The organism is Pararobbsia alpina (genome assembly GCF_902859895.1).
GTDB lineage: Bacteria > Pseudomonadota > Gammaproteobacteria > Burkholderiales > Burkholderiaceae > Pararobbsia > Pararobbsia alpina.
In genome coordinates, this window is sequence record NZ_CADIKM010000050.1 from 1 (window position 1) to 23,740 (window position 23,740).

General features: G+C 61.9%; 14 protein-coding genes and 5 pseudogenes. 6 read left to right on the top strand and 13 right to left on the bottom strand.

Annotated features, from left to right (window positions below):
• Positions 1-648: 648 nt before the first annotated feature.
• Entirely contained in the window at positions 649-2,208 is a 1,560-nt protein-coding gene (locus HV670_RS25625) for a phospholipase D family protein (protein WP_175107809.1), read from the top strand.
• A 185-nt stretch (positions 2,209-2,393) separates the two neighbouring features.
• Here HV670_RS25625 and HV670_RS25630 read toward each other — a convergent pair.
• From HV670_RS25630 to nhaA, 4 genes and pseudogenes are all read right to left on the bottom strand, one after another.
• Positions 2,394-2,735: pseudogene (locus HV670_RS25630) on the bottom strand (glutamate-cysteine ligase family protein); the annotation flags it as partial.
• A gap of 64 nt (positions 2,736-2,799) precedes the next feature.
• A pseudogene (locus HV670_RS25635) lies at positions 2,800-3,176 on the bottom strand (sodium/glutamate symporter); the annotation flags it as partial.
• On the bottom strand, positions 3,131-3,292 hold the full coding sequence (locus tag HV670_RS25640; RefSeq protein WP_175107810.1) for a sodium/glutamate symporter: 162 nt from the start codon (positions 3,290-3,292) through the stop codon (positions 3,131-3,133). The gene HV670_RS25640 and the pseudogene HV670_RS25635, both read right to left, overlap by 46 nt.
• Positions 3,293-3,322: 30 nt before the next feature.
• Positions 3,323-4,537 (bottom strand): Na+/H+ antiporter NhaA, encoded by a 1,215-nt coding sequence (gene nhaA / locus HV670_RS25645; protein WP_175107811.1) that lies wholly within the window; start codon positions 4,535-4,537, stop codon positions 3,323-3,325.
• A gap of 1,133 nt (positions 4,538-5,670) precedes the next feature.
• Here nhaA and HV670_RS25650 point away from each other — a divergent pair.
• The 4 genes from HV670_RS25650 to HV670_RS25665 all read left to right on the top strand — a co-directional run bounded on the left by HV670_RS25650 (position 5,671) and on the right by HV670_RS25665 (position 10,033).
• Positions 5,671-5,811 carry a hypothetical protein gene (locus HV670_RS25650; protein WP_175107812.1) on the top strand — a complete coding sequence of 47 codons (141 nt, stop codon included), beginning with the start codon at positions 5,671-5,673 and terminating at the stop codon, positions 5,809-5,811.
• A 111-nt stretch (positions 5,812-5,922) separates the two neighbouring features.
• Positions 5,923-7,578, top strand: coding sequence for an NRAMP family divalent metal transporter (locus HV670_RS25655; RefSeq protein ID WP_175107813.1), 1,656 nt, complete (start codon positions 5,923-5,925; stop codon positions 7,576-7,578).
• Positions 7,579-7,758: 180 nt separating this feature from the next.
• The gene (locus tag HV670_RS25660; RefSeq protein ID WP_175107827.1) at positions 7,759-9,270 is read left to right on the top strand and encodes a carbohydrate porin; all 1,512 of its coding nucleotides are present in this window, start codon (positions 7,759-7,761) and stop codon (positions 9,268-9,270) included.
• 136 nt (positions 9,271-9,406) lie between these two features.
• Positions 9,407-10,033: a tyrosine-type recombinase/integrase gene (locus tag HV670_RS25665; RefSeq protein ID WP_175107828.1), complete on the top strand. Its 627-nt coding sequence runs from the start codon at positions 9,407-9,409 to the stop codon at positions 10,031-10,033.
• A 127-nt stretch (positions 10,034-10,160) separates the two neighbouring features.
• On the opposite strand, the gene HV670_RS25670 is transcribed toward HV670_RS25665, so the two are convergent.
• The 4 genes and pseudogenes from HV670_RS25670 to HV670_RS32340 all read right to left on the bottom strand — a co-directional run.
• Complete coding sequence (locus tag HV670_RS25670; RefSeq protein WP_175107829.1) at positions 10,161-11,021, bottom strand: alpha/beta hydrolase family protein; 861 nt, start codon at positions 11,019-11,021, stop codon at positions 10,161-10,163.
• Positions 11,022-11,128: 107 nt separating this feature from the next.
• Positions 11,129-13,213, bottom strand: a complete 2,085-nt coding sequence (locus HV670_RS25675) for a tetratricopeptide repeat-containing sulfotransferase family protein (RefSeq protein WP_175107814.1) — start codon at positions 13,211-13,213, stop codon at positions 11,129-11,131.
• A 135-nt stretch (positions 13,214-13,348) separates the two neighbouring features.
• Positions 13,349-17,029, bottom strand: coding sequence for an autotransporter domain-containing protein (locus HV670_RS25680; RefSeq protein WP_425511466.1), 3,681 nt, complete (start codon positions 17,027-17,029; stop codon positions 13,349-13,351).
• A gap of 87 nt (positions 17,030-17,116) precedes the next feature.
• Positions 17,117-17,242, bottom strand: a pseudogene (locus HV670_RS32340) (ESPR domain-containing protein); the annotation flags it as partial.
• A gap of 770 nt (positions 17,243-18,012) precedes the next feature.
• On the opposite strand from HV670_RS32340, the pseudogene HV670_RS25690 reads away from it, so the two are divergent.
• Positions 18,013-18,925: pseudogene (locus HV670_RS25690) on the top strand (IS110 family RNA-guided transposase).
• A 766-nt stretch (positions 18,926-19,691) separates the two neighbouring features.
• On the opposite strand, the gene HV670_RS25695 reads toward HV670_RS25690, so the two are convergent.
• From HV670_RS25695 to HV670_RS25715, 5 genes and pseudogenes are all read right to left on the bottom strand, one after another.
• Entirely contained in the window at positions 19,692-20,147 is a 456-nt protein-coding gene (locus HV670_RS25695; RefSeq protein WP_246257951.1) for a cyclophilin-like fold protein, read from the bottom strand.
• 26 nt (positions 20,148-20,173) lie between these two features.
• Positions 20,174-20,917 carry an SDR family oxidoreductase gene (locus HV670_RS25700; RefSeq protein WP_175107817.1) on the bottom strand — a complete coding sequence of 248 codons (744 nt, stop codon included), beginning with the start codon at positions 20,915-20,917 and terminating at the stop codon, positions 20,174-20,176.
• Positions 20,914-21,313, bottom strand: a pseudogene (locus tag HV670_RS25705) ((R)-mandelonitrile lyase). Before HV670_RS25705 ends, HV670_RS25700 begins: the two are co-directional and overlap by 4 nt.
• A 15-nt stretch (positions 21,314-21,328) precedes the next feature.
• Positions 21,329-22,258: an alpha/beta hydrolase gene (locus tag HV670_RS25710; RefSeq protein ID WP_343054502.1), complete on the bottom strand. Its 930-nt coding sequence runs from the start codon at positions 22,256-22,258 to the stop codon at positions 21,329-21,331.
• Between the two features lie 222 nt (positions 22,259-22,480).
• On the bottom strand, positions 22,481-23,608 hold the full coding sequence (locus HV670_RS25715; RefSeq protein WP_217478523.1) for an MFS transporter: 1,128 nt from the start codon (positions 23,606-23,608) through the stop codon (positions 22,481-22,483).
• Positions 23,609-23,740 lie beyond the last annotated feature (132 nt).

The window sequence follows — 23,740 nt, forward strand, 5'->3', positions numbered from 1 at the left end:
CCCGTTCAAAATCGCAGTAAAGCCAATTCTTCAGTCCGGCACGAGCGCGGCTACCCGCGAGCCAAAACCTCGGTACCCAGCAGATTTCCGTGTTTTGACACACTCTGGGCCACGAGCGGCCGTTGGCACGTGGATTTGCGCGGACATTCCGAACGGCAGGTCCGCAGCCGCCAACGGACCTTCGCGCACCGAAAAGCGCCATCGCGACTTCGGAGATTGCAAACCGCGGCAGCGAGTCCTTGTCGAACCCGTGTTGTTCAACGCACGCCCGCGAAGAAACTCATGAGGCGAGAAAGGTGATTGGTAAGTAGGGGCGCCAGTCTTTCCGAGGTGACCCAGGTGGACGGCGGGCAGATATCCGTTCCGGTTCGACTTGTGACGACCTCAACTGCATCGAGGTAGCGGAATTGCTGCGATGCAATGGCCATTGTGCAGTAGTGTTTCAATACCCATTCGACGTGGAGTCATCCCTCAGGAACACCGGGCGAATCATGAATTCCGGCAGCCTGCGAAACATAAGGTACGATGCCATCGTAGTGCCCATTTGGGAACTCCTAATCTGCGCGAAGGCACGCCCTGCGGCGTTTGCTGTTTGCCCTTTTTGCCTCCCACTACGCTGCCATGCAACCAGCGCCATGCTGCCCGGCGATGCGGGTTCTCCGGAAGTTCACGATCGCAGTGTCGCTGTCGATCTGGGCGGCGATGCTCGCAGGCTGCTCGCTGCCCTTGCTTGAAAACCGTACGCACTCGGTCGCGCTGACCACCGAGCAGGCGCAGGACACGCGATTGGGGCGTGCGATTGCCGCGCAGCTGTCGGCACATGCCGGGCTTACAGGTATCGATCCGCTTGTGGACTCGCGCGCGGCATTCGCCGCACGCGTGAATCTTGCACGCGCTGCGCAGCGTACACTGGACGTTCAATACTATATCTGGCGCAATGATCTGACAGGCATACTGCTGCTCGAAGAGCTCCATGAAGCGGCTGACCGTGGCGTGCGCGTACGCCTGTTGCTCGACGACAATGGCATACCGTCCAGTCTCGACGAGATCCTGGCGGCGCTCGATGCTCACCCGAACATCGAGGTGCGTCTGTTCAATCCATTCGCTATCCGGAGGCCGAAGGCGACGGGCTTCCTCCCAGACTTCTCGCGGCTTAATCGACGCATGCACAACAAGTCGTTTACCGCTGATAGCGCCGCAACCATCATCGGCGGGCGAAACATTGGCAACGAATATTTCGGCGCCACCGATGGTGTCGTGTTTGCCGATCTGGACGTCCTTGCTGTCGGCCCGGCCGCAGCCGACGTGGCGCGGGACTTCGACCGTTACTGGGCAAGTGCTTCATCGTACCCGGCCAGACAGATTCTTTCTCCTGCCGCGTTGGACCGGCTGGATGCGCTCGGTCAAAGGGCGAGGAAGTTGCAATGGGATCCGGCGGCCGCCGCATACGTGGATGCCATTCGGGAAACGCCCGATGTGCGCGAACTACTCGAAAGCACGTTGCCCTTTGAATGGGCAAGGACACGCATGATCAGCGACGACCCAGCCAAGGTCCTGAACCGCGCGCCGCCCACGACACTCGTTTTGAGTCAGTTGCGGGAGATCCTGGGGGATCCTGAGCGGGAACTCGACCTCGTGTCACCGTACTTCGTCCCGGCCGAAACAGGTACACGATATTTCACCCAGTTGGCGAGCAGCGGCACTAGGGTACGCGTGTTGACCAATTCACTCGAGGCGACGGATGTCGTCGCCGTCCACTCCGGATACGCCCGACGGCGGGTGGAACTACTCAATGCTGGCGTGGAGCTGTTCGAGTTGCGGCGCTCGCCCCACAACAGTGACAGCAACGAAGAGTCCACCGGCGTGTTGGGCAGTTCGGGATCGAGCCTTCATGCGAAGACCTTTGCGGTCGATGGAAAGCGCGTTTTCGTCGGGTCGCTGAATTTTGATCCCCGCTCGGCGAACCTCAATACCGAACTCGGCTTCGTAATCGATAGCCCGGAGCTGGCTCGTCGGATCGAGTCCATCTTTTCGACACTCGGGCCCCAACTGGCGTACTTTGTGCGGCTCGATAGCAATGGCAATCTGTACTGGCTTGAGCAACGCGGAAATGCAGTCGTACGCCATGACACCGAACCCCACTCGGCATGGACTACCCGCCTGGGTGTGTGGTTTTTTTCAATTCTTCCCATCGAATGGCTTTTGTAGCGGGTATCGCGTGCATATGAGCACGTTGCTCGCCATGCGGCCGCTTATGAGCCGTTACCGACTACCGGGGACTCGAGCCTGGCCAGCACGGCAACAACGTGACACCGGCCGTTCATAGCGTTGGACAGCAAGCCATCGCGGTCCACCGGCGGTGAATCGGATTACTCGCCCACGTTTTGCGCGAGCTAGAAACCGTGGCGATACGTCTCGCGAAACCACGTTGCATCGTTGATCTCACTGCGAGCAACCGACGCGATCTCCTCGAGGGCCTCGGTCGAGCCCAAAGCCTCTGCATGTGGTGCAAGCTTGTCGAGCGTCGCGAGTACATCGTCGGCAATCGTCCGACGCTCACCCGTCTCGGGCGCGACGAGGGTTCCCGCAAGTCCGAAGCGGCATGCTTCGAAACGGTTGAACGTGTACACGAGATAGTCGTCTTCGTGCAGCGTCAACGGCCGGTCGAGCAGGAGGTAACGGGCAAGCGTCTGGATGTAGGCCACGAGTACCGCGGCGCGATCGACGGACAATGGGAATCATCGATCTGTTCGCGCGCATACGCTTGTTTGACGTTGCGGCAAATGGGGGGCCTCTCCTTTACCCGTAGATTGGCAGCATCAGGAATAATTTGATGACGATCGCATTCGCGACGTCGATAAAAAACGCTCCCGCCCATCGGCACCACCAGAAAGGGCAGACGGGAGGGGCCAAACCGCTCCGTAATGGCTTGCATGTTGGCGATCGCAGTCGGCGTGGCACCCGAGGCCGAAACCACAGTGCCCGGCGGCCAGCACCGCCGCGTCATAATCGCGGCCCATGACACGAAAGGTGACGATAACGGCGTAGCCGGCCATCGCGATCGCCTGCACGACCAGGATTGCGAGAAGTGGTAGCGCAAGCGAGGCCAAGTCCCATAAGCGCAGGCTCATCAGCGCGATCGCGAGAAATAGTCCGAGGCTGACATTGCCGAGCAGCCGACGACTGGTTCGGGAACGCTGTAGGTTCGCAGGGGCTGTCCGGGAAGGATCTGCCGCCCGAGCAGAAGAACAAGGGCCGCGGCAATCAGCGTTTCCAGCGTATCGAGGCTCACGATGTTCTCTCCAATTGAGAGATCGACTAGTTAGCCCCCCCGCGATGGGGTTGTCCTGGAATGACCGGACGCAAACCTGAGAAGCAGATAACCGGTAACGCCCGATAGCATTGAGCCCACGAGCACGCCCAGCCGGAGCGGTGTGAAATATTCGGGGCCTTCGAAAGCGAGGGAGCCGATGAACAGACTCATGGTGAAGCCGACGCCACACAGTGCGGCAACCCCAACCAGCTGGCGCCAGCTTGCGCCCTCAGGAAGCCTGGCCGGACCGAGCCGAACCAGCGCGGCGCTCGCCCCGCCGACGCCGACGAGCTTTCCGATGAAAAGCCCGGTGGCGATACCTAGCGGCAGCGGCTCTGCCAGCGCCGTCAGCGTAACGCCAGCGAACGAGACACCGGCATTGGCGAAAGCGAAGATCGGCAAAATACCGAAGGCCACCCAAGGGTGGAGGCTGTGTTCGAGCTGGTGCAGCGGAGCGTGGCCTCGGGCGTCCGTCGTCTTCAAAGGCACGGCGAAGGCGACTGCAACGCCTGCGAGCGTTGCGTGGACGCCGGACTTCAGAACGAATACCCACAAGATCACGCCGACAATAACGTAAGGTGCGATTCGAGTGATTTTCTGCAGATTCAAGGCGGTCAGCACCGCGATCGCCGCGATCGCCGAAAATAGCATTGGAAGGGAAAGCTCAGCGGTATAAAACAGTGCAATGATCGCGATTGCACCGAAATCGTCGGCAATCGCTACTGCGGTCAGGAATATTTTCAGCGACACCGGCACCCGATTGCCGAGCAGAGAGAGAATGCCGAGCGCAAATGCAATGTCAGTGGCTGTGGGAATGGCCCAGCCATTTAAGGCCGCGCCATTTCCACGGTTAAATAGGAGATAGATGAGTGCCGGCACCACCATTCCGCCCAACCCGGCAACGACAGGTAGCACCACCTGGGCGGGAGTGGACAGTTCCCCTTCAACCACCTCGCGTTTGACCTCCAGTCCGACCAGGAGGAAGAAGATGGCCATCAACCCGTCGTTGATCCACAGCAGAAGCGGCTTCGCGACGGCGAACGATCCAATGCGCATCTCCACAGGGATCTTCAGCAGATCGTCGTACGCGTGTCGAAGCGGCGAGTTGCTGCAGATCAGCGCGAATGCTGCTGCGACCACGAGCAGCAAACCGCCCGCCGATTCCAGTTTGAGGAAGTCGGAGATGCCGTCTGTCGCCTTGCGACCCACGTTGCCGATCAGCACGCCCGCTCCGTTGTATGCGCATTTACTCTGGGAGGTCTCAGCTGGCGCAAGCGGCTGCGCTGAGTCGGGCGCGGTGACCCTTTTACAGATAATAGTGCACGTGCGAAATCATTGACACCAAATCCGGCCACCGAATGAGCGCGCAAGGTAAATGGTCCTGCACAAGATTGGTGAATGAGTATAAGCAGACTGCGAGATGAGACTTGTTATTACTTTCGGTGCGCTCGTTACCACAGCCCTTTGGCTTTCCGTCGGTGCACTTGAGCGGAGCACCTTGCGAGGACGGACAGTGGGGAATGGGGGCGCTTCTGTAAAAGCGCGAATGGCCTATTGGCTGCTGACCTGCCGAGCGACTCGACGGGATGAATGGCCGTTGTCCCTGCCTGGAAGCCGCCGTTTCACGGGTGGGTGGTCCACCGTCCGTTGTGGGTTGCGGACTGAGCCGGTCGCGATTCGTCCCAGTCCGGCCAGTTTGAGCCGCTCGGGAAAGGTTCGGGAGTGACCGCTCACGGGTAGGCAAGAGACATTGTCGATGATGCTCTTTGATCGTCCACTCGTCGAACGGCCGGCGTGCAGCGGTTGTCGCCATGGGCGTGGGAGTGGTTCTGAACTGTGCTTGGTGAATTCTGTTGACTCCCGGCCCGGAAAATGACTAGAATCCGCCGTCTTCACAAATGGGGCTGCTGCCTTGGACACCTGTAGTTGTCGATCTTCGATTAGTTTCGCCGCCTGACCGGCAGGACGTCCGCGCTCTCTTCTTTCCGCCGCCGTCTTGCCAGCAGGCAGATGGTGCGCGCCGCAGTAAATCTCTCCGTGCACCCTTATTAGCACCGTATGGACGCAGTGTTTTCGCTCGTCCGCACGGGTACCGCGTCGCGAGCGTCAAATCGCGACCGCGTTCGTCCGCGTCTTTTTGAATAAGACGCGGGCAAGCGCGCGAACAAACTCGTGCGTATGAAACGCAGATAAGGAGCCGCTAGCCGGACAGTGACAGTTATCCCTTATGCCGCCTCACCTTGAACTTGCCTAAGGAAAGCGAGTAGACCGTCATCGCCACGCGCATAGCGCGCTTGAGCTCCGTGTCCGCTGGCTTTCCGCGAACTGCGTTAAGCCAAACGCTTGGAGAATCGCCCATGAACTTCGGTCTGCTTGTCCTGCAACTGCCTCACGTCCGTGAACCGCGCGCCCACGACGATACCCCGCTGTCGCTCCCCTCTGTCGACCAGCATCAATTCGCCGCAATCTGGCAGCGCCTGAAAACACTCTTTTCGTAATCTCCAGCGCATTTCCGTCATACGCAAGGCGTCATCGTGTGCGATGACATCCGCCTTACGTATGCCGTCGACGCGTCATTTCCGTAAGTGATTCAGCGGCAAGGAAAGCACATGTGTATTACTCCATCCTCGCGACCGCGCGGCGCCGTGCTCGACGATGCCCATGTGGGCGACATCAAGGGCGCTTTCGGCACCATGGCACACCACGACAGCGCGCCCCGCACCAGCTGGTGGGGGCGCTTGCGCACGCTGATGGCCATTCTCGGCCCCGGCCTCATTGTGATGGTTGGCGACAACGATGCGGGCGCCTTCGGCACTTATGCCCAGGCCGGGCAGAACTACGGGACCACGCTGTTGTGGACCTTGCTTCTGCTGGTGCCGGTCCTCTTCGTCAACCAGGAGATGGTGCTGCGTCTCGGCGCGGTGACCGGGGTCGGCCACGCGCGGCTCATCTTTGAGCGCTTCGGCAAATTCTGGGGCGCTTTCAGCGTCATCGATTTGTTTATCCTCAACGCGCTGACGATTGTCACCGAATTCATCGGCATCACGTTCGCGCTCGACTTCCTCGGCATTTCCAAAATCGTTGGCGTCGGCATCGCTGCTGTGTTGACGATGGCGGCAGTCAGTACCGGCAACTTCCGCCGCTTTGAACGCTTCGCTGTGGCGCTGTGCGTATTGAGTCTGTTGCTGGTGCCCGTGCTGGTGTCGATTCACCCGCCAGTTGCACAGATGACACGCGACTTCTTCATTCCGAACTGGCCCGCTCATTCGAAGCTGAGCGACGTGATGCTGCTCGTGATCGGCATCGTCGGTACCACCGTTGCGCCGTGGCAGTTGTTCTTCCAGCAGAGCTATGTGATCGACAAGCGCATCACGCCGCGTTTCATGAAGTATGAGAAAGCCGATTTGTGGATTGGCATTGCGTTCGTGATGATCGGCGCAGTGGCGATGATTTCCTTCTGTGCGGCGCTGTTCGCCGGGAAGCCGGAGTTGGGTAATTTCACCGACGCGGGCGGCGTCATCACCGGCCTGAACAAATATGTGGGTCGCACACCGGCCGTCATCTTCGCCGTGGCGCTGCTCGACGCTAGCATCATCGGCGCGGCATCCGTGTCGCTGTCGACCGCCTATGCCATTGGTGACGTATTCAAGATTCGGCACTCGCTTCAGCGCAGCGTGACGGATGCGAAGGGCTTCTATCTGGTCTACTTTGGCATCGTCGCGTTGGCTGCCGGGCTGGTTCTGATTCCAGGAAGCCCGCTTGGACTCTTGACTGTGGCCGTACAAACGCTGGCCGGCGTGTTACTTCCCAGCGCCACGGTGTTTTTGCTACTGCTGTGCAACGACAAGGCCGTGCTCGGTCCGTGGGTCAACTCAAAGACGCTCAACCTGTTCACCGGCGCGGTCATCTGGGTACTGGTGATGCTCTCCATCATCTTGACCGCTTCGGTGATGTACCCGGACATCAGCGGGCAGACCATTCTCGATGTGCTCGTTGGAGGCACACTGCTCGCTGTCGCGGGCTACGCAGGTACCGTTGTAATACGCAAGCTTCGCCGTGAACCAGCGGGCGGCACAGCTGCACATGCCGTGCGGACTTACACCAAGCAAGCGCGCGATGCGTGGCGCATGCCGCCGCTGGATCAACTGCCGGCGCCGAACCTCACGCTGGCCAAACGCATCTGGATGGGCGTGCTGCGCGGCTATCTCCTCTTGGCGGTGGGCCTGGTTATCGTCAAGGTCGTGCAGATGGCTTTCTTCAAATAGCGCGAGCAGGGGGCGGCCTTTGCTTTTCCGCTTCACCACAAGCATGCGCTAGTGCGGCTGGCCTTCTGCCGGTCCGTCAGCACACGCTCCCTCCGTTTGACGGCCCGTCCGCGAGCCGCTTGCGGGCGTAAACACGCCTTCACGTCGCCTGACTTCGTGAGGAGTGGCAGGGGTGTACCTATGTTCGTCGAATCATTCGTTACGTATTTTCGGGGCGCGGTGGCACGCGCCGGATGCCACTCGATTCCTAGGGGCTGCCTTTCCGCCGTGCTGTCCCTCAGCGTCGTAGGACCCGCTTTCGCACAGGTGACCAGCCAGGCAACGCCGGCCCCAACGCCGCCCCAGGCTGAAGCGCCGTCGCAGTCGTTGTCGCCTGCTGCGGGGGAAAATGCGGTAGCCAAAGCCGACCCGACGCCGTCAGCAGCAACCGGATTTTGGGACCGTTCGAACTTGTTCGGCGACATGGGCGGGCTACGCCCTTGGCTCGGCAACTATGGCGTCACGTTGAGCGTGCAGGAAACGAGCGACCTCTTCAATAACTTCACGGGCGGTGTAAAGCCCGGCGCTGTCTACAATGGTGTCGCGCAATTGGGCTTGAGCGTCGATACCGACAAGGCGTTTGGTTTGAAGGGTGGCCAGTTCTTCGTTGACGCGCTGCAAATTCAGGGTTACGGCATATCTGGGTCGCATCTCGACGTCTTGCAGAGTGCGAACGGCGTCGAAGCCGATCCGGGCACGCGCTTGTGGGAGCTTTGGTATCAACAGAGTTTCGGCGATAAGTTCGACGTGAAGGTCGGGCAGCAAAGTCTCGACAACGAGTTCATGATCAGCCAGTACGGCGCGCTGTTCGTGAACGCAATGTTTGGTTGGCCTGCGCTGCCGTCCTATGATATGCCCGGAGGCGGCCCGGACTATCCGCTGTCATCACCTGGCGTGCGGCTGCGGTTCAAGCCGAGCCAGTCACTGACGGTGCTTGGTGGCATCTTCGACGCCAATCCGGCGCCGGGCGTCGGGGACCCGTACCGAATCAATCCCAGCGGCACGAACTTTGAGCTCTCCAATGGCGTGATGATGATCGGGGAGTTGCAGTACTCGATCAATCAGCCGCCGGCGGCAGGCTCAGCCTCGACTCAGCCGAGCGGGCTGCCGGGCACCTACAAGCTCGGCTTCTGGTACAACAACGAACGCTTTCCCGCGCCGCAGTACGGCACGGGGCTAACGTTCGCGAGTCCGACGACGTACCGCGGGGACTTCAGCATTTATGGCATCGCTGATCAGATGATCTGGCGCTCCAGTGCTAACACCTCACGATCGCTTGGCGTGTACGCAATGGCGATGGATGCCCCGAGCAATCGCAACTTGATCGATTTCGAGGTCAACGCCGGGCTCGTGCTGAAGGCGCCGTTCAAGGGGCGCAACAACGATTCGGCGGGCATCTCTTTGGGCTATGTGGATATCAGCCCGGGGGTGAGATTCGTCAACAATCCTGCCTCAGCGCAACTGGGCTCTTCCGTGCCGTCCGGTGAAACGGTCATCGAGGCGACCTATCTGTGCCAAGTTACCCCTTGGTGGCAAGTGCAGGCCGACTTTCAGTACTTCTTCAGTCCGACCGGGGGCATATCCAATCCGGCTAACGGAGCACCGGTTCGCAATGAGGCGGTTGTCGGGCTGCAAACGGTGGTGACGTTCTGACCGGTGACTCCTGCTGCGGCCGCTTTCGAGCGCGGTGGTGACAGTCGAAGAACCTACCTGAAGGGCTGGATCGGGTCGGGTATCGCCCCTACGGTTGGCGCAGACTGTGTCTCCCTTCCCTCGAAAGGGGATCGTCATGGAAGCGACTATCACCAGTGGCGTGCCGCGCGAACTGTGGAACAAGGACAAGTTGACCGGTCAGAAGCCGCCGCTGAAGCTCAGGGAAATCTGGGCCATCCGGATCCGCCTGCAGCTCGGAGCGAGAACGCGTGATCTTGCGATGTTTAATCTGGCGATCGACAGCAAGCTAAGGGCATGCGATCTGACGAAACTGCGGGTGCGCGACGTCTGCCTTGGCTCCCGCGTGGCGCCGCGGGCGACTGTCATGCAGCAGAAGACGCAGAGGCCGGTGCAATTCGAGATCATCGAGCAAACCCGCGAAAGCGTGGAAGTTTGGATCAAGGCAGCGGGGCTCTCACCCTCAGACTTCCTGTTTCGGGGCCGGATTCACGCGTCGCCCCATCTATCGACGCGTCAGTATGCGCGGCTCGTGCATCGCTGGATACGGTCGATTGGACTCGACGACACCGCGTACGGCACGCACACAATGCGTCGAACCAAAGCATCGCTGATTTATCGCCGGACAAAAAACCTCAGGGCCGTACAGCTGCTGCTTGGACATACCAAACTTGAGAGCACAGTCCGATACCTCGGCATCGAAGTCGACGACGCGCTCGAGATGGCAGAGCAGACCGAGGTTTGAGCCGCGGTTCCGCTGGACCGTAAGGGACACTGTCCAACCCCAACCGGCACTTCGTGATCCGACGGTGACTGTCCGATGATGAGAGAGGAGGTGCCTCTCGGTGAAGCAGAGCTCAGATGCTCGCTTTTCAAGGGGAACCCGTCATGCATTTGGCTTCGATGGATAGCAACGACGGCCAAACACGGGCCCAGTCGCTCTCATGTGCGAGAGATGCAACCGTAATGGCGCGCGCACATCGCCCTGATGTCGCGTCGACAAAGCGTTGGGCAACGGCCGGCGTCACGACCGTGTCATGCGCACCGCTAAAGTGGAGCTGCGGCGTTTGCGCAACCTCGGACGCGTGATCGATCGGGTTCTCCGACGCTGGCATCGGGGATACATGGTGGAGCTGATTCACGTATTCGACATCAAGGTTCCCCGCAACGGTCCGTATCGACGCGACGTCCGTGCGGCGCGCCGCCACCAGCACCGCGAGCGCGCCGCCTCCCGAGTATCCGATCAGGGCGACCTTTTGCCCCGGCACACGCGCCGCGATCCGGTCGACCGCGCGGTTCATCGACTCGATCACTTCGGGCGCGTAACGCTTGCCTGTCCAGTACGCCGGTTCGCAACGGCGGTTCATCTCCATCGGCGTGAACTGGCAGGGTCGCGCGAGGTAGGCGACGTTCGGCGCGGGATCGGCGGCCGCGAGCGCAAGACCCAGCGCGTCGCGCGGTGTCGGGTCGAGCGAGCGCTCATCACGTGACAGCCACGCGAGCCCGTCGCCTTCAATGTAGATATCCACGGGCTTATCGGGCCGCGTTATCCGCGTGAATGCGGTTAGCACGAAGCTGTCAGTGTCGATGCGTTCGCGATGAAGTCCGGCAGGTTCGGCGAGCGAATCAGCATGCGCGTTCCGGTCCAATGCACAGCCGGACAAAACGAAGGAAAGCCCGCAACCGAGAAGGCAGTGTTGCAGGATAGGCCCGAGCCATCCGCGCCAATGCATCGACCGACGCCACACACGGCCGACCGCCTGCGCTCTCGGCGCCATGTATGACAGGCCTTGCGCGAGAATCTTTGACACACAATGCATGCATGCCGTGTGGTCCAGCCTCACGGCTCGAGTCCGAGCGAAGCGAGCAGCGGACCCAGATGGCCGGAATACGCTTGCCAACGTCCCTTGGATGATTGGTAGATCGGCCGACGGACTTGATTGACACTCGTTGTGCGCACCACGCGGCGATTTTCATGGAAGCGCAAACACGCATCGTTCCATGGCAGGCCGAGGAAATCGACCAGGCGGCGGGCTTCGTGCTCGAGATTGTCCACCACGGTTTCGTAATCGATCTCGATGAAACGGTGCGCCGGCAACACCGCGCGCCAGTGCGCCATCAGCTCCTCGTAGTAACGATAGTACTCGCCCAACTCCGTCTGGCTGTAGGCGAAGGGTTGTTCGCCGCCGAACAGCTTGGTGTAGCACGACAGGCAGGTATCGATGGCATTGCGCCGGGCGTGGATGATGCGCGCGCCCGGCAGGATCAGCGCAATCAGCCCCGCATGGAGAAAGTTGCCGGGCATCTTGTCGACGACGCGCGCGCGCCCCTGCGACAGCGGCGCGATCTTCGCCAGATAGTCACGTCCGAGGCGTGCCAAGTCTTCGCCCGACATGTGGCTTACGCCGTCCGGGAAGAGACCGCTCGCTTCGACGATGCGACGTAGCGCAGACAGTTCACCCGCGCCGGTCACCTGTGGGTGCGACGATACGATCTGTTCGATCAGCGTGGTTCCCGAGCGCGGCATGCCGACGATGAAGACTGGCATCTCCGACGCTTCGCCCTGGCGCTTGAGCCTGTCAAATAGGCCAGCAGGAAAATGCTCGGCAATGCGCTTCATAGATCGGCCGGACGCGGCGCAGTCGTAGGCAAAGCTTGCCCGGTGCTGACGGTTGCCCGCCTCGAAGTGCGCAAAGGCGCGCGCCGGCTCCTTGATATCGAGGTACGCTTTGCCGAGCGCAAAGTGTGCCGCCGTGCGGTCCGGCAACGCTCGGCGCTCGCCTTCGGCAATGAAGGCCTCAAGCATCGCGATATCGGGATCGTCGACCTCAAACGTGCGCGCATCGGCGCGTCGGGTCAGTGTCTGCACAGAGCCCGGGAACGCTTCGAGCGCCTGGTCGAACGTGGCCAACGCTTGCGCTTTGCGACCTGCTTCCAGGAGCAGGATCGCTCTCCCCACGAGCGCTTCCTCGGTCACCGTGCCGGGTAGTTGTGCGGCCTGTTCGAAGGCCGCCATCGCCTCATCGGTGAATCCCAGCGACTGGTATGCGTTCGCAAGCGTGTTGTAGGCCTCGGCGCTGCGTGGTGCAAGCGCGACGGCCTCGCGCGCGAAGTCGAGCGCTTCGTCGTGGTGTTCGATCTGTCGGAGCACCTTCGAGTACGCAACCAGAGCGGCCGGGTGATGGGGAGCGAACGCACGTAGCGCGTCGAGTGCTTGCAATGCCGCATCGTACCGGTGGCGCGACATCTCGAGGTCCGCGAGATTCACGTATGCGTCGATGAGGTGAGGACTGAGTTCAATTGCGCGTTGCGCCGCGGCTTGCGCTTCGTCGTAACGTCCTTGTGTGGAAAGCAGGAACGCCAGATTGCTGTATGCCTCGGCATAGCGTGGGTTGAGTTCCACGGCGCGGCGGTAGTACGTTTCACACAGATCGAGGCGCGCGAGACGCCGATACGTATTGGCGAGATTGTTGTGTGCCTCGGCCCACTCGGGATTGAGCGCGATCACGCGCTCAAGGCAAGCGCTGCTTTCATCGAACTTGCCGGCCTCTTGCAACAAGATACCGAGGTTGTTCCAACCCATGATCAAGGTGGGCTCAAGTGCAACCGCGCGCCGTGCGGCTTGTTCGCCTTGGGCAAGCAAGCCCTTTCGACGGTACATCTCGGCGAGGTTGCTTGAATAGATCGCCGGGGCCTGCGTAGCCATACAGGCCTGGCTCAGGAGCGCAATCGCCAGATCAAGGTTGCCGTGCGCATGTGCCATCAATCCGAGCAGATGCAGCGCGTCGGGCTGCCCCGGCGATGCGGCCAGAATTCGCTGGCATAGTCGCTCGGCCTGGGGCACCTCCCTGGCATTCCAGTGGCCTTGTGCCCGGTTGAGTGCTTCCGCAACGCTTAGGGTTGACGGTCCAGAGGTGGTCGACATGGAGGAAGGGGGACGGAACAGCGTTGATGAACACCTGCAGAATGTACCGCATTTGATGTCACCGAAGCGGCGGCAGACATCGGCATTCAACGCCGATCGCTTGCCGCCGCTTCGGCTTGCGTCAAATGGACCGCATCAGAACTTCTGCTCGAGGCGCAACACTCCGGTGTTCGACACAAACCCTGAACCCGCCTGCAATTCGTAGCGCACCGTCAGGCTCATGTTGTTCGCACGCACCAGCGTCACGCCCAGCGAGAGGTCCGCCAGATCCGACACTGGGGTCGCCCCCACGGTCGTGAACGCGGTCACGCCGGTCGGATCCCCCGCGTAGCTCGCCCCCGTCACCTGCGCCGTGTGGTCGTACTCGTGGATCCACTGCACCTGAACCTCTGGCACGATCTCCCCGTAGTGCGTCGAGAAGCCCTCCTCCAGCTTCGCGCCGAGGCTGCTTCTCACCGAACTCGCGTGGCTGGCGTCGACTGACAGCGCCGCGCCGTTGCCGCCGCTCTCCGTATAGCTGCCCTGGTCCTGGTAGCTGTACGTGAGACTGGCCAGCGGCGTGAGCGTGATCCCGCCCAGCGCCAGCGGATAGCCCGCCTCGGCGCGTGCCACGTACTGCTGGCCGCTGAAGTGGCCGTCAGCCGTGCCCGACAAACCCTGCATGCTGAACTGACGCGTGGTGTCGTACTGCTGCTGGATCACCCCGCCCGACAGATTGACATACCACTGACTCGCCGTATAGCTGGCATAGCCGATCAGGCCGTAGCCGTTGATGGTGGTCGTGTCGCCTGCGGTGTCGCCGGTGCTGTTGACCGCCGTATTGCTATAGCTGAACACGCCGCCGACACGCCAGTTATCGTTGACCGCCTTGTCAGCGCCGATCAGCAGGCCGCCGTAGTTCGCGCTGTAGCCGTCCACCTGGCCGATCTCGCCCTGGCTCGCGTGGCCGCCGTAGGCCTGGCCCCACACGCCCCATTGCTCGGGACCTTCGCCGGTCGCCACGCCGGTTTCGCCCTCCGCCTGCGCGAGGCGAAGACCGTCGACGTGCGCGCCGACCACATTGAGCGCGTCGAACGTCGGCGCAGCCGCCGCCGTGTCGGTCTGGGTCGGCGCCAGTTGCTTGCCGATCTGGTTCGCGGTCGCGGACGTGCCCTGGCTCAGGGAACCTAGCACAGCGTTTTCCAGGGTATTCAGCGCCAGCGAGAAATTGCTGGTGACGTTGTAGTTCAGCAGGCCGTTGATCGATGCGACGGCGTTCGGCGCGGTTACGATGAACGTGGGCCTCGGCGTCGAAGTCGGGGTGGACGGCGATGTCGAGGGCGGTGTTGAAGTCGGCGTCGAGGGCGGGATCAAAGTCGCGCTCACCACATCCAGCACCAGATCGCTGTTAGTGCCGTTAGATGCGACCGTACCGGTCACGCTCGACGCATAACCGTTGATCGAATAGTTCAGGGCGGCCGCGTTATAGACCGCCGTGCCGGCCGTATCCATCACGACGTAATGCTGCCCGGCGGCGAAGGCGTAACCATTGGACTGCAGGGTCACTGACGAACCCGACGCAATCGTCGCGTTGCCGCTCACCACGAGCCGGCCGTAGCCGCTGTCCGTGGCGATCGCGCCCTGCGTCGTCGCGCCGCTCGCTACACCGATCTGCAGCGTCGCGCTGCTGCTCTGATTGTAGTTACCCGTGATGGCGATTGGCTGGTTGACCTGCAGCACAGCGGTGCCGGTGTTGTTCACTGCGTTGCTGCCGACGTTGATGTTGTCGTTCAGTACCAGGTTGCCGGAACCGAATGCAACGTTCGAGCTCGTGTTGGTGATCGTGCCGGTCGTGCTGGTCGTGCCGTCGGAGTCGTAGCCGGTCAGCGTGCCGAAGATCGTGCCCGTGCCGCCGCTGATGTTCAGGTCGTTGCTGGAGTCGTTCTCGATGTTGCCGGCGATGACACCCGAGTTGGTGATCGGGCCGATCGTGCCGGACGCCCCATTGTAAATAGCGTACTGGCTGCCCGTGATCAGGCCGCTGTTGGTCAGCGTGCCGATCGAGCCGCTGTTGTTCGTGACCGTCGCGTTGCCGCTGTTGGTCGTGGTCGTGGGCGCGCCCAGGTTATTGATGCCGATGGGGCCACTGATGGTGCCGTTAGCGGTATTGTTCAGCGTGGTGATGCTGCCGGCGTTGGCGATGCCGCTGGTGGTGCCCGTGACCAGACCGTCGTTGTTCAGCGCGCTGATCAAGCCGGCGCCAGTCGTGGCCGTTTGCGAGCCGTTCACGGTCGTGGTCGCGCTCAGGTTGTTAATGCCGATGGGGCCACTGATGGTCCCCTCAGCGGTATTGTTCAGCGTGGTGATGATGCCGCCGTTGGCGATGCCGTCGGTGCTACCTGTGATCAGGCCGCTGTTAGTAAGCGTACCGATCGTGCCCGAGGGTTCGGGGGAGTAGTAGGTCATGGTGAGGGCGGGCTGGTTGTAGATCCCGCTGCCGATGGCGCCGGTGCCGGTGGCAGTGCCGCTGATAGTGCCGTTATTGGTCAGCGTGCCAATCGTGCCATAGTTTCCGATGCCCGTGGCATGACCCGTGCCCCCGGTGATGGTGCCGCCGATGGTGCCGTTATTGGTCAGACCGTTGATCGTGCCAACGTTGCCGTTTTCGATGCCGATGGCATCGCCCCAGCCATTGCTGATCGGGCCGCCGCTGATGGTGCCACCGAGGTTGTTGTCCAGTGTCTGGATCGTGCCGTAGTTCGAGATACCAGTGTCGACGCCGCTGATGGAGCCGCTGTTGCTCAGCGTGCCGATCGTGCCATCGTTCCCGATGCCCGTGCTGGCGCCGCTGATGGAGCCGTTGTTGGTCAGCGTGCCGATCGTGCCGGCGTTGTAAATGCCCGTGCCGGAGCCGCTGGCGGAGCTGCTGATGGAGCCGTAGTTGGTCAGCGTGCCAATCGTGCCGGCGGCGTTTTCGATGCCGACGCCGCCGCTGATGGCGCCGCCGACGTTGCCGCTGCTGAGGCCGCTGTTGATCAGCGTGGTAATCGAGCCGCTGTTGTAGATACCCGCGTAACTGCCACTGATGGCACCGCCGTTGGTCAACACATCGATAGTGCCGGTGCTATTGTTGTAGACGCCACCGGTGATCGTGCCGCTGTTCGTGAGTCCACCGGCCGATCCATTGACGGATATTCCAGCACCGACATTGCCGCTGAGCCAGGTATTGCCGCCGGCGCCACCAGCGCCACCGATGATGGTGCCGGAATTGTTTATCGTAACGTCTGTTCCATTGACGACTATCCCGTCGCCACCGTCACCACCGGCTCCGAAGCCGGCGTACATGACTCCGCTGTTGATGCCACCGGCGCCACCGGCGCCTCCAATAATGGTGCCGCCGCTACTATTGGTCACCGTCACGCCAGATCCCGTAACGAACACCCCAGCACCCCCGCCTCCGCCGCCACCCGGGGCGGCCGTGTCGGAGCCACCGTTTCCGCCGCTGCCGCCAGTGATCGTGCCACCGCTATTGGTCAGCGTAATGCCAGTTCCTCCAGTTCCAGAAACCACCATGCCGGCACCGCCGCCACCGCCGCCGCCGCCGGTGTTGGCGCCTGCGCTACCGTTATCGCCTCCTTCACCAGTGACACTGCTACTCGTCGTAGTTGTTGCCGTCACTGCCGTCGGGGCGCCGCCCCCGCCACCGCCGCCGGTACCGTCGGTGCCACTCCCGCCCTGAGCGCCGCTGCCATCGGCATTGCCGCTTCCATTGCCGCCGGTACCTCCGTAGTAAGGTGTATAGGCACCCCCGCAGTAACAGTTATAGTAGCCCCCCAACCCGCCCGCGCCGTCAGCGTATGCAACAGGTATGGTACTGACCAGACTCAACCCAACCGCAGCCGCGCCCCGCGCCAGCGCCGCACGTTTGCGAGCAGCGCTTCGGCGCGCGCTACGAGCGGATTGACCCCCGCCCCCGGCATGGGCCTGTTCCGACACCACCTGAAACAAACCCAGAGCTGTATTCCATACGACACGATAAACGTGATTCATCCCCGACAATTCCCCGATTTTCTAATTGAAAAAAGCTGGCCGTCACAACGCCCCGAAAGGCGTTGCTTCGGCGGTAATAGATCTTGTTTAACGACGCGCTCGACCCGCGCCTGATCCGGCGGCAGCGCTATCTAACGGTCGTGGGCGTTGCCCCTGGGGCGCAGCTCAGGCAAGCCCGGGTTGCGGATACGTGGATCGAATGCGCTCACGTTGTTCCGCACGCGGTCGATGTTCTGCCGCAGCAACACGCCGCACGGCGTCGGCCCCGAGCGGGGCAGCCCTGATACGAAATGAATTCTTTTGTCCATCACGATGAAATTCCGCGGTGCTGTGTGTGGCCGCTCTTTTCGTCATCGATTGAGCCACTTTGATCTGGCCAGGGAGTATTCCACGCATCTTGTTGGCGGTCTTTACCGTGCGTATCAGTTTCCGAGTTTCACGCGTCTCGTGCACTACTCTCTTTTTCAATCACGACAGAAAGGGTTGGACATGCCGACATTGTTGACGCAGTCCAAGGGCATTGCGGAAACCGACGACGCAGCTCGGGAAAGCCGCTGCGGCGATAGCGATCGACGGATGTCTGTCCTGGAGCGGGCCGACGTACATTTCGTCCGCTCTGGAGCGCGGTGGTGACATTCGCAGAAACGAGCCGAGAGGCTGCAACGGGTCGTCTGCTGCCCCTCGTCATCAGACCGCGTTCGGCCCAGACTGTGTCAAAACGTCATTTTGAACCGTTATGATTTTCGCATCTGGTGTCGGAGGTGAGCGAGATGAAGCGGTTCGTTCAGGGTGATAGCCGTACGCAGAGTTTTCTTCTTCCCGAGGCGCTGGACGATTACGTATCGGACACGAATCCCGTGCGAGTCGTCGATGTTTTGTAGATGAACTGGATCTTCGGCAACTGGGCTTTGAGGGCGTCGAGCCATCGCTCACCGGGCGCCCCTCGTACCATCCCGAGGTGATGCTCAAGATCTATATCTACGGCTATCTGAACCGCATTCAATCCAGTCGCCGACTTGAGCGCGAGGCCCAGCGCAATATTGAGTTGATGTGGCTGACCGGCCTGCCTGGCGCCTGACTTCAAAACGATCTCTCGCTTCCGCAAAGACAATGGCAAGGCGATTCGTAGCGTCTGCCGTCAGTTCGTGGTGCTCTGCCAGCGTTGCGGAAGCACTCGTGGCGATCGATGGCAGCAAGTTCAAGGCCGTCAATCTTCGTGATCGCAACTTCACAAGCGCGAAGCTCGAGCGTCGTATGCGGGACATTGAGGAGAGCATCGGCCGGTACCTCTTAGCGATGGACACCGCCGTTCCCGGAGTGGGCCTGCTGACAGCAACCGCTGCAGTGGCAACGATGGGCGATGCGAAGGTTTTTCGCTCCGGTCGGGAATTCGCTGCGTGGGCTGGTCTGGTACCCAGACAGAGTGGTTCCGGCGGCAAAGTAAATTTGCACGGAATAAGCAAAAGGGGCGACACGTATCTCCGAACACTGCTGATCCATGGCGCGCGCGCCGTGTTGAGTCACGCCAAGGATGCCGGCCCCTGGATTGAGGAGATGCGCAGGCGGCGCCCAGCGAACGTCGTGATCGTCGCGCTTGCCAACAAGATGGCCCGGATGATCTGGGCGATTCTGGCCCATGACCGTCCATATCAAAGGGATTACGTGAGCAGGAAGCCGGCATAGGCGGTAATCGATTCGCGAACAACTAACTTGCAATCAGATTGATACGTCTAAAGGTTGCGCAGGCACCGTATGCGATGACACACCAGGTCGGACCATGACCCACGAAACCTGAAGGCTCATACGAGCTTCGAGCTCGCACGGAGAACGAGGCATGGGTCAGCGGATTTCATAGTGGGCCGCAGCGGATCAGGCTGCAACAAGCCCGGATATAGAGACCGCGATCAACCTGTTTCCCAGAACACACGAGAGCTTGCTCAAACGGGACGCGTTCATATAGATGAGCCTGCACGTGCTTGCCTACAACATGAAGCGCGTGATTACGCTGCTCGGTTCAGAAAGACTTATCGAAGCGATGCGGGAATAAGCGAGCTGGTGGTGTCGATGTTGTCTAAACTCACGAACAAGATCGAGCTCAGTGGCTTCGCTGCTCGCGCATGCACTAGGCGGAGAGTACCGCGCACGTTGTGGTTCCCTCGGCGTTTTGACACGGTCTGGGCCAGGAACGGCCGTTCGCGTCCGTCGTCGATCCGGAACTCCGGCGACAACTCCCCGCCCGTAATCGGCCATTCGACTGCGAAAAGGAATGTCCCCTGGTCGACTCCCCCGATCGCAAGGCCGTCACTGGCGCCGCTGAAGATCCGGTGTTGCGAGCGTATTGCCCCAGCAACCAACGTCGAATTGAAGCTGCGTGGCAGAAGAGGATTCCCCAAGGCCAAAACGTCGCCCCAGTCGATGCCGGGCAGGCCCTCGGTGCCTACCGTCGCAGTTACTCCCTCGTGAACACGATCCGCGCCTGCCCCCGGCCGAGCACGTCCGGGAGCGACGCCGGCTCGTCGATGCGGCCCAGCCGCGTGTACAAGTACGGCGAGTCGAACGTGAGATAGAAGACGACCAGCGTGTCCACGCGCCACAGCATGAGATCGCCAACGCGGATCGTTCCGGGTTGGCTGTCCTTGGTCGGCAGGGCCTTCGGAAGCTTCGCGTGCTTCTCGTTGCCGTTCAGGTCCGGCATGTCGAGGGTGAGCGGCAAGTGGGCCGCGAATGCACGGGCTGCTTGGTTGTCCGCGAGCGTGATCGAAAAGCGGCGTTCACCGACCGCCATCCAGATGCGTCGTTCGCCTGCGGTGTTCGCGTTGGGACCGGCAGCAGCCACCGGCGGAACGGCGTAGGCGTGCATCAGGTTCATGCAAAGCGCCGCGGCCGCAACGGATCTGATCTTCATGGCCTCGCTCCTCGTGTTTCGCCGTCTTACCAGGGCTGGTTGGCCGGCCCCACCGTAAACTCGTTGACGGTCGTGTCGTCAGGCAAATCGATGGCGAACGCCACGACCTCGGCGACCCGGTCCGCGCTGATGCCGTATTGCCGGTAGATGGCATGCATGCTGTCGGCCGACGCCTTGTGCCTGATGGTGTCCAGCAACTCGGTGTTGATGGCCGCCGGATAGATCGTCGCCGTTCGGATGTTCGTTCCCTCCATCGCGGACTCCATGCGCAAGACCTCCATGAAGTCGCGCACGAACCACTTGGTGCCGCCGTACACCGCCCCGCCGGGATAGGCCTTCAAGCCTGCCACGGACGACGTCGCGATCACCTGGCCCGACTTCTGTGCGATGAACGAGGGCAACACGGCAGCGACGCCGTTGAGGACGCCCTTGACGTTCACGTCGATCATGCGGTGCCAGTCTTCCATCTTCAGGGCCGAGAGGGGAGAGTTGGGCATGAGCCCGGCGTTCAGGAACATGACATCGACGCGCCCGAAGGTCTGCTTGGCCAGGCTGACGATGTCGTCGTTGTCAGACTGCCGGGCCACGTCGAGCGTGCGGTACGCGGCTTGGCCGCCAGCCTTCTCAATCTCATCCGCGAGTTGCTTCAGCTCCTTTTCGCGGCGGGCGCCGAGGACCACCTTGGCGCCCCTTGCTGCGAGCAGTCTTGCGGTGGCTGCCCCGATGCCCGACGACGCGCCCGTGATGATGACAACCTTGTCCTTGATCATGACTTCTCTCCCAAATACTGTTTATCGGGAACGGGTTCCAGCCACTCCACTGGCTTTCCGTCGAGTGCCTCCTGGACGGCGATGTGCGTCATTGCTGTCGTCGTCGTGGCGCCGTGCCAGTGCTTGTGGTTCGACCAGATCACGTCGCCAGCACGGATCTCCACCCTTTCCTCGCCTTCGCACTGCGTCCAGCCGCATCCCGCTGTGACGATGAGCGTCTGCCCGAGCGGGGGCGTGTGCCAGTTGGTGCGCGCTCCCGGCTCGAAAGTCACGGCGGCGCACGGAGTGGCGAGCGGGCGCCGGAGGGTTGCTCAAGGGATCGATGCGAACGGTGCCCGTAAACCACTGGGCGGGCCCCTTGGTGGACGGTTGCGTTCCTGCGCGTTTCAGTTCCATGGCAGCTCCTTCACATCACGCCTGCTTCAGGTTCTGCCTGAAGAAGGCTTCCAACCTGTCGAAAGGAATCTTCTCCAGGCGGTCATAAAGGTCGACGTGGTCCGCGTCCCGGACAATCACGAGTTGTTTCGGGCCGGATGCGGCCTTGTAGGCGTCTTCAGAGTAGTACCTCGAGTGGGCATTCGCGCCGGCGACCAGCAGGATCGGCGATGGCGCAATCATGGCGATGTTCGCCGCCAGTGGGAACTCGAAAAACGACATCGGCGTCGTGGCCGTCCACGCCGTGGTGGAGTTGATCGCGCGCGGATGGAAGCCGCGCGGCGTGCGGCAGTAGTCGAAGAACGCGGCTAGCACGGGGTCGGGATTGGCCGGCAGCTTTTCCGGCAGCACGCGGTTGCCCTTCAGGAGCTGGCCGTTCGCGTCGAAGGGCAGTTCGTGAAAACCCAGCGCGAACGTCCCCTTCTCGGCATCGATCCAGCGTTGCTGGCTCAGATACTCGATCACCTTGTGCCGCTGTTCGAGGGTGTAGCCGTCCTTGTGACTGCGGCTCATGCTGCGGGACATGTCGTACATCGAAGCCGTGGCCACCGCCTTGATCCGCGAATCGCCGCTGGCGGCCGTCAGCGCCATGCCGCTCAGGCCGCAGATCGCCATGGCGCCGATGCCCTCGCGGTCCACGTCGGGCAGCAGGCCGAGCTGATCGACCGCGGCGCTGAAGTCTTCGGTGAAGATGTCCGGCGACGCCACGTTGCGCACCTCGCCACCGCTCTCGCCAGTAAACGACGGATCGAACGCCAGCGTGACGAAGCCGCGTTCCGCGAACGTCTGGGCGTAAAGGCCGGACGATTGTTCCTTCACAGCTCCGAACGGGCCGCTGAGCACCAGCGCGGGCAGCTCGCCGGCGCCGGGATTCTTCGGCCGGTACAGGTCGCCGGCAAGAACGATCCCAGTTCCTGAACGTCACCTTTCGATGGATCACGCGATCGCTTTGCGCGAACACCTTGTCCCATCGACCGGTCGATTCCGTGCGGCCTCCGCTTGGATGTTTGCGATCGCCGGCCAGTGCGGGCGCAGCCGTCACGGCGGCCGTTCCGAGAGCCAGGGCGCCTTGCAGCGCACGCCGGCGGGAATTCGAGAAATCCATTTACGTTCCTTTCGATTAGTTATTCACGCCACCCGGCGACTGCGATACGCCGTCGTCAATGCCAGGGCCGCCGCAGACACCAGGAGGAGCGCGCTGAAGCCGAAGGTGCGGGCGTAGCCGCTGGCATCGAACAGCACCCCTCCGACCGTCGAGCCTAGTGCAATGGCCAACTGGACCACGGCCACCATTAGCCCGCCGCCTGCTTCGGCGCTTTCCGGCAGCGTCGTCGCCAGCCAACTCCACCAGCCGACGGGCGCGGCAGTCGCGAGCAACCCCCACACGGCCAGCAGCCCAACGGCGGCGGCGGTTTGTTCTCCGAACAGAACCAGCGCCACGGCCACCGCGGCCATCGCGAGCGGGATGGCGACCAGGGTCCGGTACAGGTTGCGGGAGAGGAACCAGCCGATGACGGCGGTGCCGATGAAGCCGGCCACCCCGATCGCGAGCAGTACCAGCGAGAGGGTCGAGGCGTTGGCGTTCGTCGTCGTTTCCAGGAAGGGGCGCACGTAGGTGAAGAGCGCGAACTGCCCCATGAAGAAAAGGCCGACTGCCGCCATCCCCAGCAGCACCAGCGGATCCGCCAGCAGGCGCAGTGCGTTGCGGGATCCGGGAGCCGGTGCGTCTGCCCGCATCGACGGCAGGCTCGCCCATTGCCCGGCGAAGGCGAGCACCGCGACGGGCACGAGACCGAAGAAGGCACCACGCCACCCGACCAACGAGCCGATGAAGCTGCCCAGCGGTGCGGCGATGACCGTGGCGAGCGCATTGCCGCCGTTGAAGATCGCCAGCGCGCGCGAGACCTTCGGCGCGGGCACGAGCTGGATGGCCGTAGCGGCGGACATGGACCAGAAGCCGCCGACGGACACCCCGATCAGGACGCGGCCCATCATGTACATCACTAGACCCTGCGCCGAAGCGATTAGGGCACCGGACACGGCCATGGAAGCGGTCATACACAGCAGGATGGTCTTGCGATCCATCCGCCGCGCCAGCGCCGGAAGCAGGAGGCTAGTCAAGACAGCGGAGGCGCCGGACACGGCGATCGCCTGACCGGCCACGCCCTCGCTGACGCGCAGATCCGTTGCGATCGGCGTGAGCAGGCTGACCGGCATGAACTCCGATGCAATCAGTGCAAAGACGCACAGCGCCATGGCGAACACGCCACTCCAGTGGCTCGATTGTTCGCCGCTGGTAGCAGCAGCGACACGCGATTGCGCTGGCAGCGGCTTGCTGCAGAGTTGGGGAGCGAGGGTCGATGGAGCTTTAGTCATGCTCAAATTATG

What these genes read in the sequence shown, in the direction of transcription:
- HV670_RS25625 (WP_175107809.1), top strand. Translation starts at nt 649, where the DNA reads ATGCGGGTTCTCCGGAAGTTCACGATCGCAGTGTCGCTGTCGATCTGG.
- HV670_RS25650 (WP_175107812.1), top strand. Translation starts at nt 5,671, where the DNA reads ATGAACTTCGGTCTGCTTGTCCTGCAACTGCCTCACGTCCGTGAACCG.
- HV670_RS25655 (WP_175107813.1), top strand. Translation starts at nt 5,923, where the DNA reads ATGTGTATTACTCCATCCTCGCGACCGCGCGGCGCCGTGCTCGACGAT.
- HV670_RS25660 (WP_175107827.1), top strand. Translation starts at nt 7,759, where the DNA reads ATGTTCGTCGAATCATTCGTTACGTATTTTCGGGGCGCGGTGGCACGC.
- HV670_RS25665 (WP_175107828.1), top strand. Translation starts at nt 9,407, where the DNA reads ATGGAAGCGACTATCACCAGTGGCGTGCCGCGCGAACTGTGGAACAAG.
- HV670_RS25670 (WP_175107829.1), bottom strand. Translation starts at nt 11,021, where the DNA reads ATGCATTGGCGCGGATGGCTCGGGCCTATCCTGCAACACTGCCTTCTC.
- HV670_RS25675 (WP_175107814.1), bottom strand. Translation starts at nt 13,213, where the DNA reads ATGTCGACCACCTCTGGACCGTCAACCCTAAGCGTTGCGGAAGCACTC.
- HV670_RS25695 (WP_246257951.1), bottom strand. Translation starts at nt 20,147, where the DNA reads ATGAAGATCAGATCCGTTGCGGCCGCGGCGCTTTGCATGAACCTGATG.
- HV670_RS25700 (WP_175107817.1), bottom strand. Translation starts at nt 20,917, where the DNA reads ATGATCAAGGACAAGGTTGTCATCATCACGGGCGCGTCGTCGGGCATC.
- HV670_RS25715 (WP_217478523.1), bottom strand. Translation starts at nt 23,608, where the DNA reads ATGGCGCTGTGCGTCTTTGCACTGATTGCATCGGAGTTCATGCCGGTC.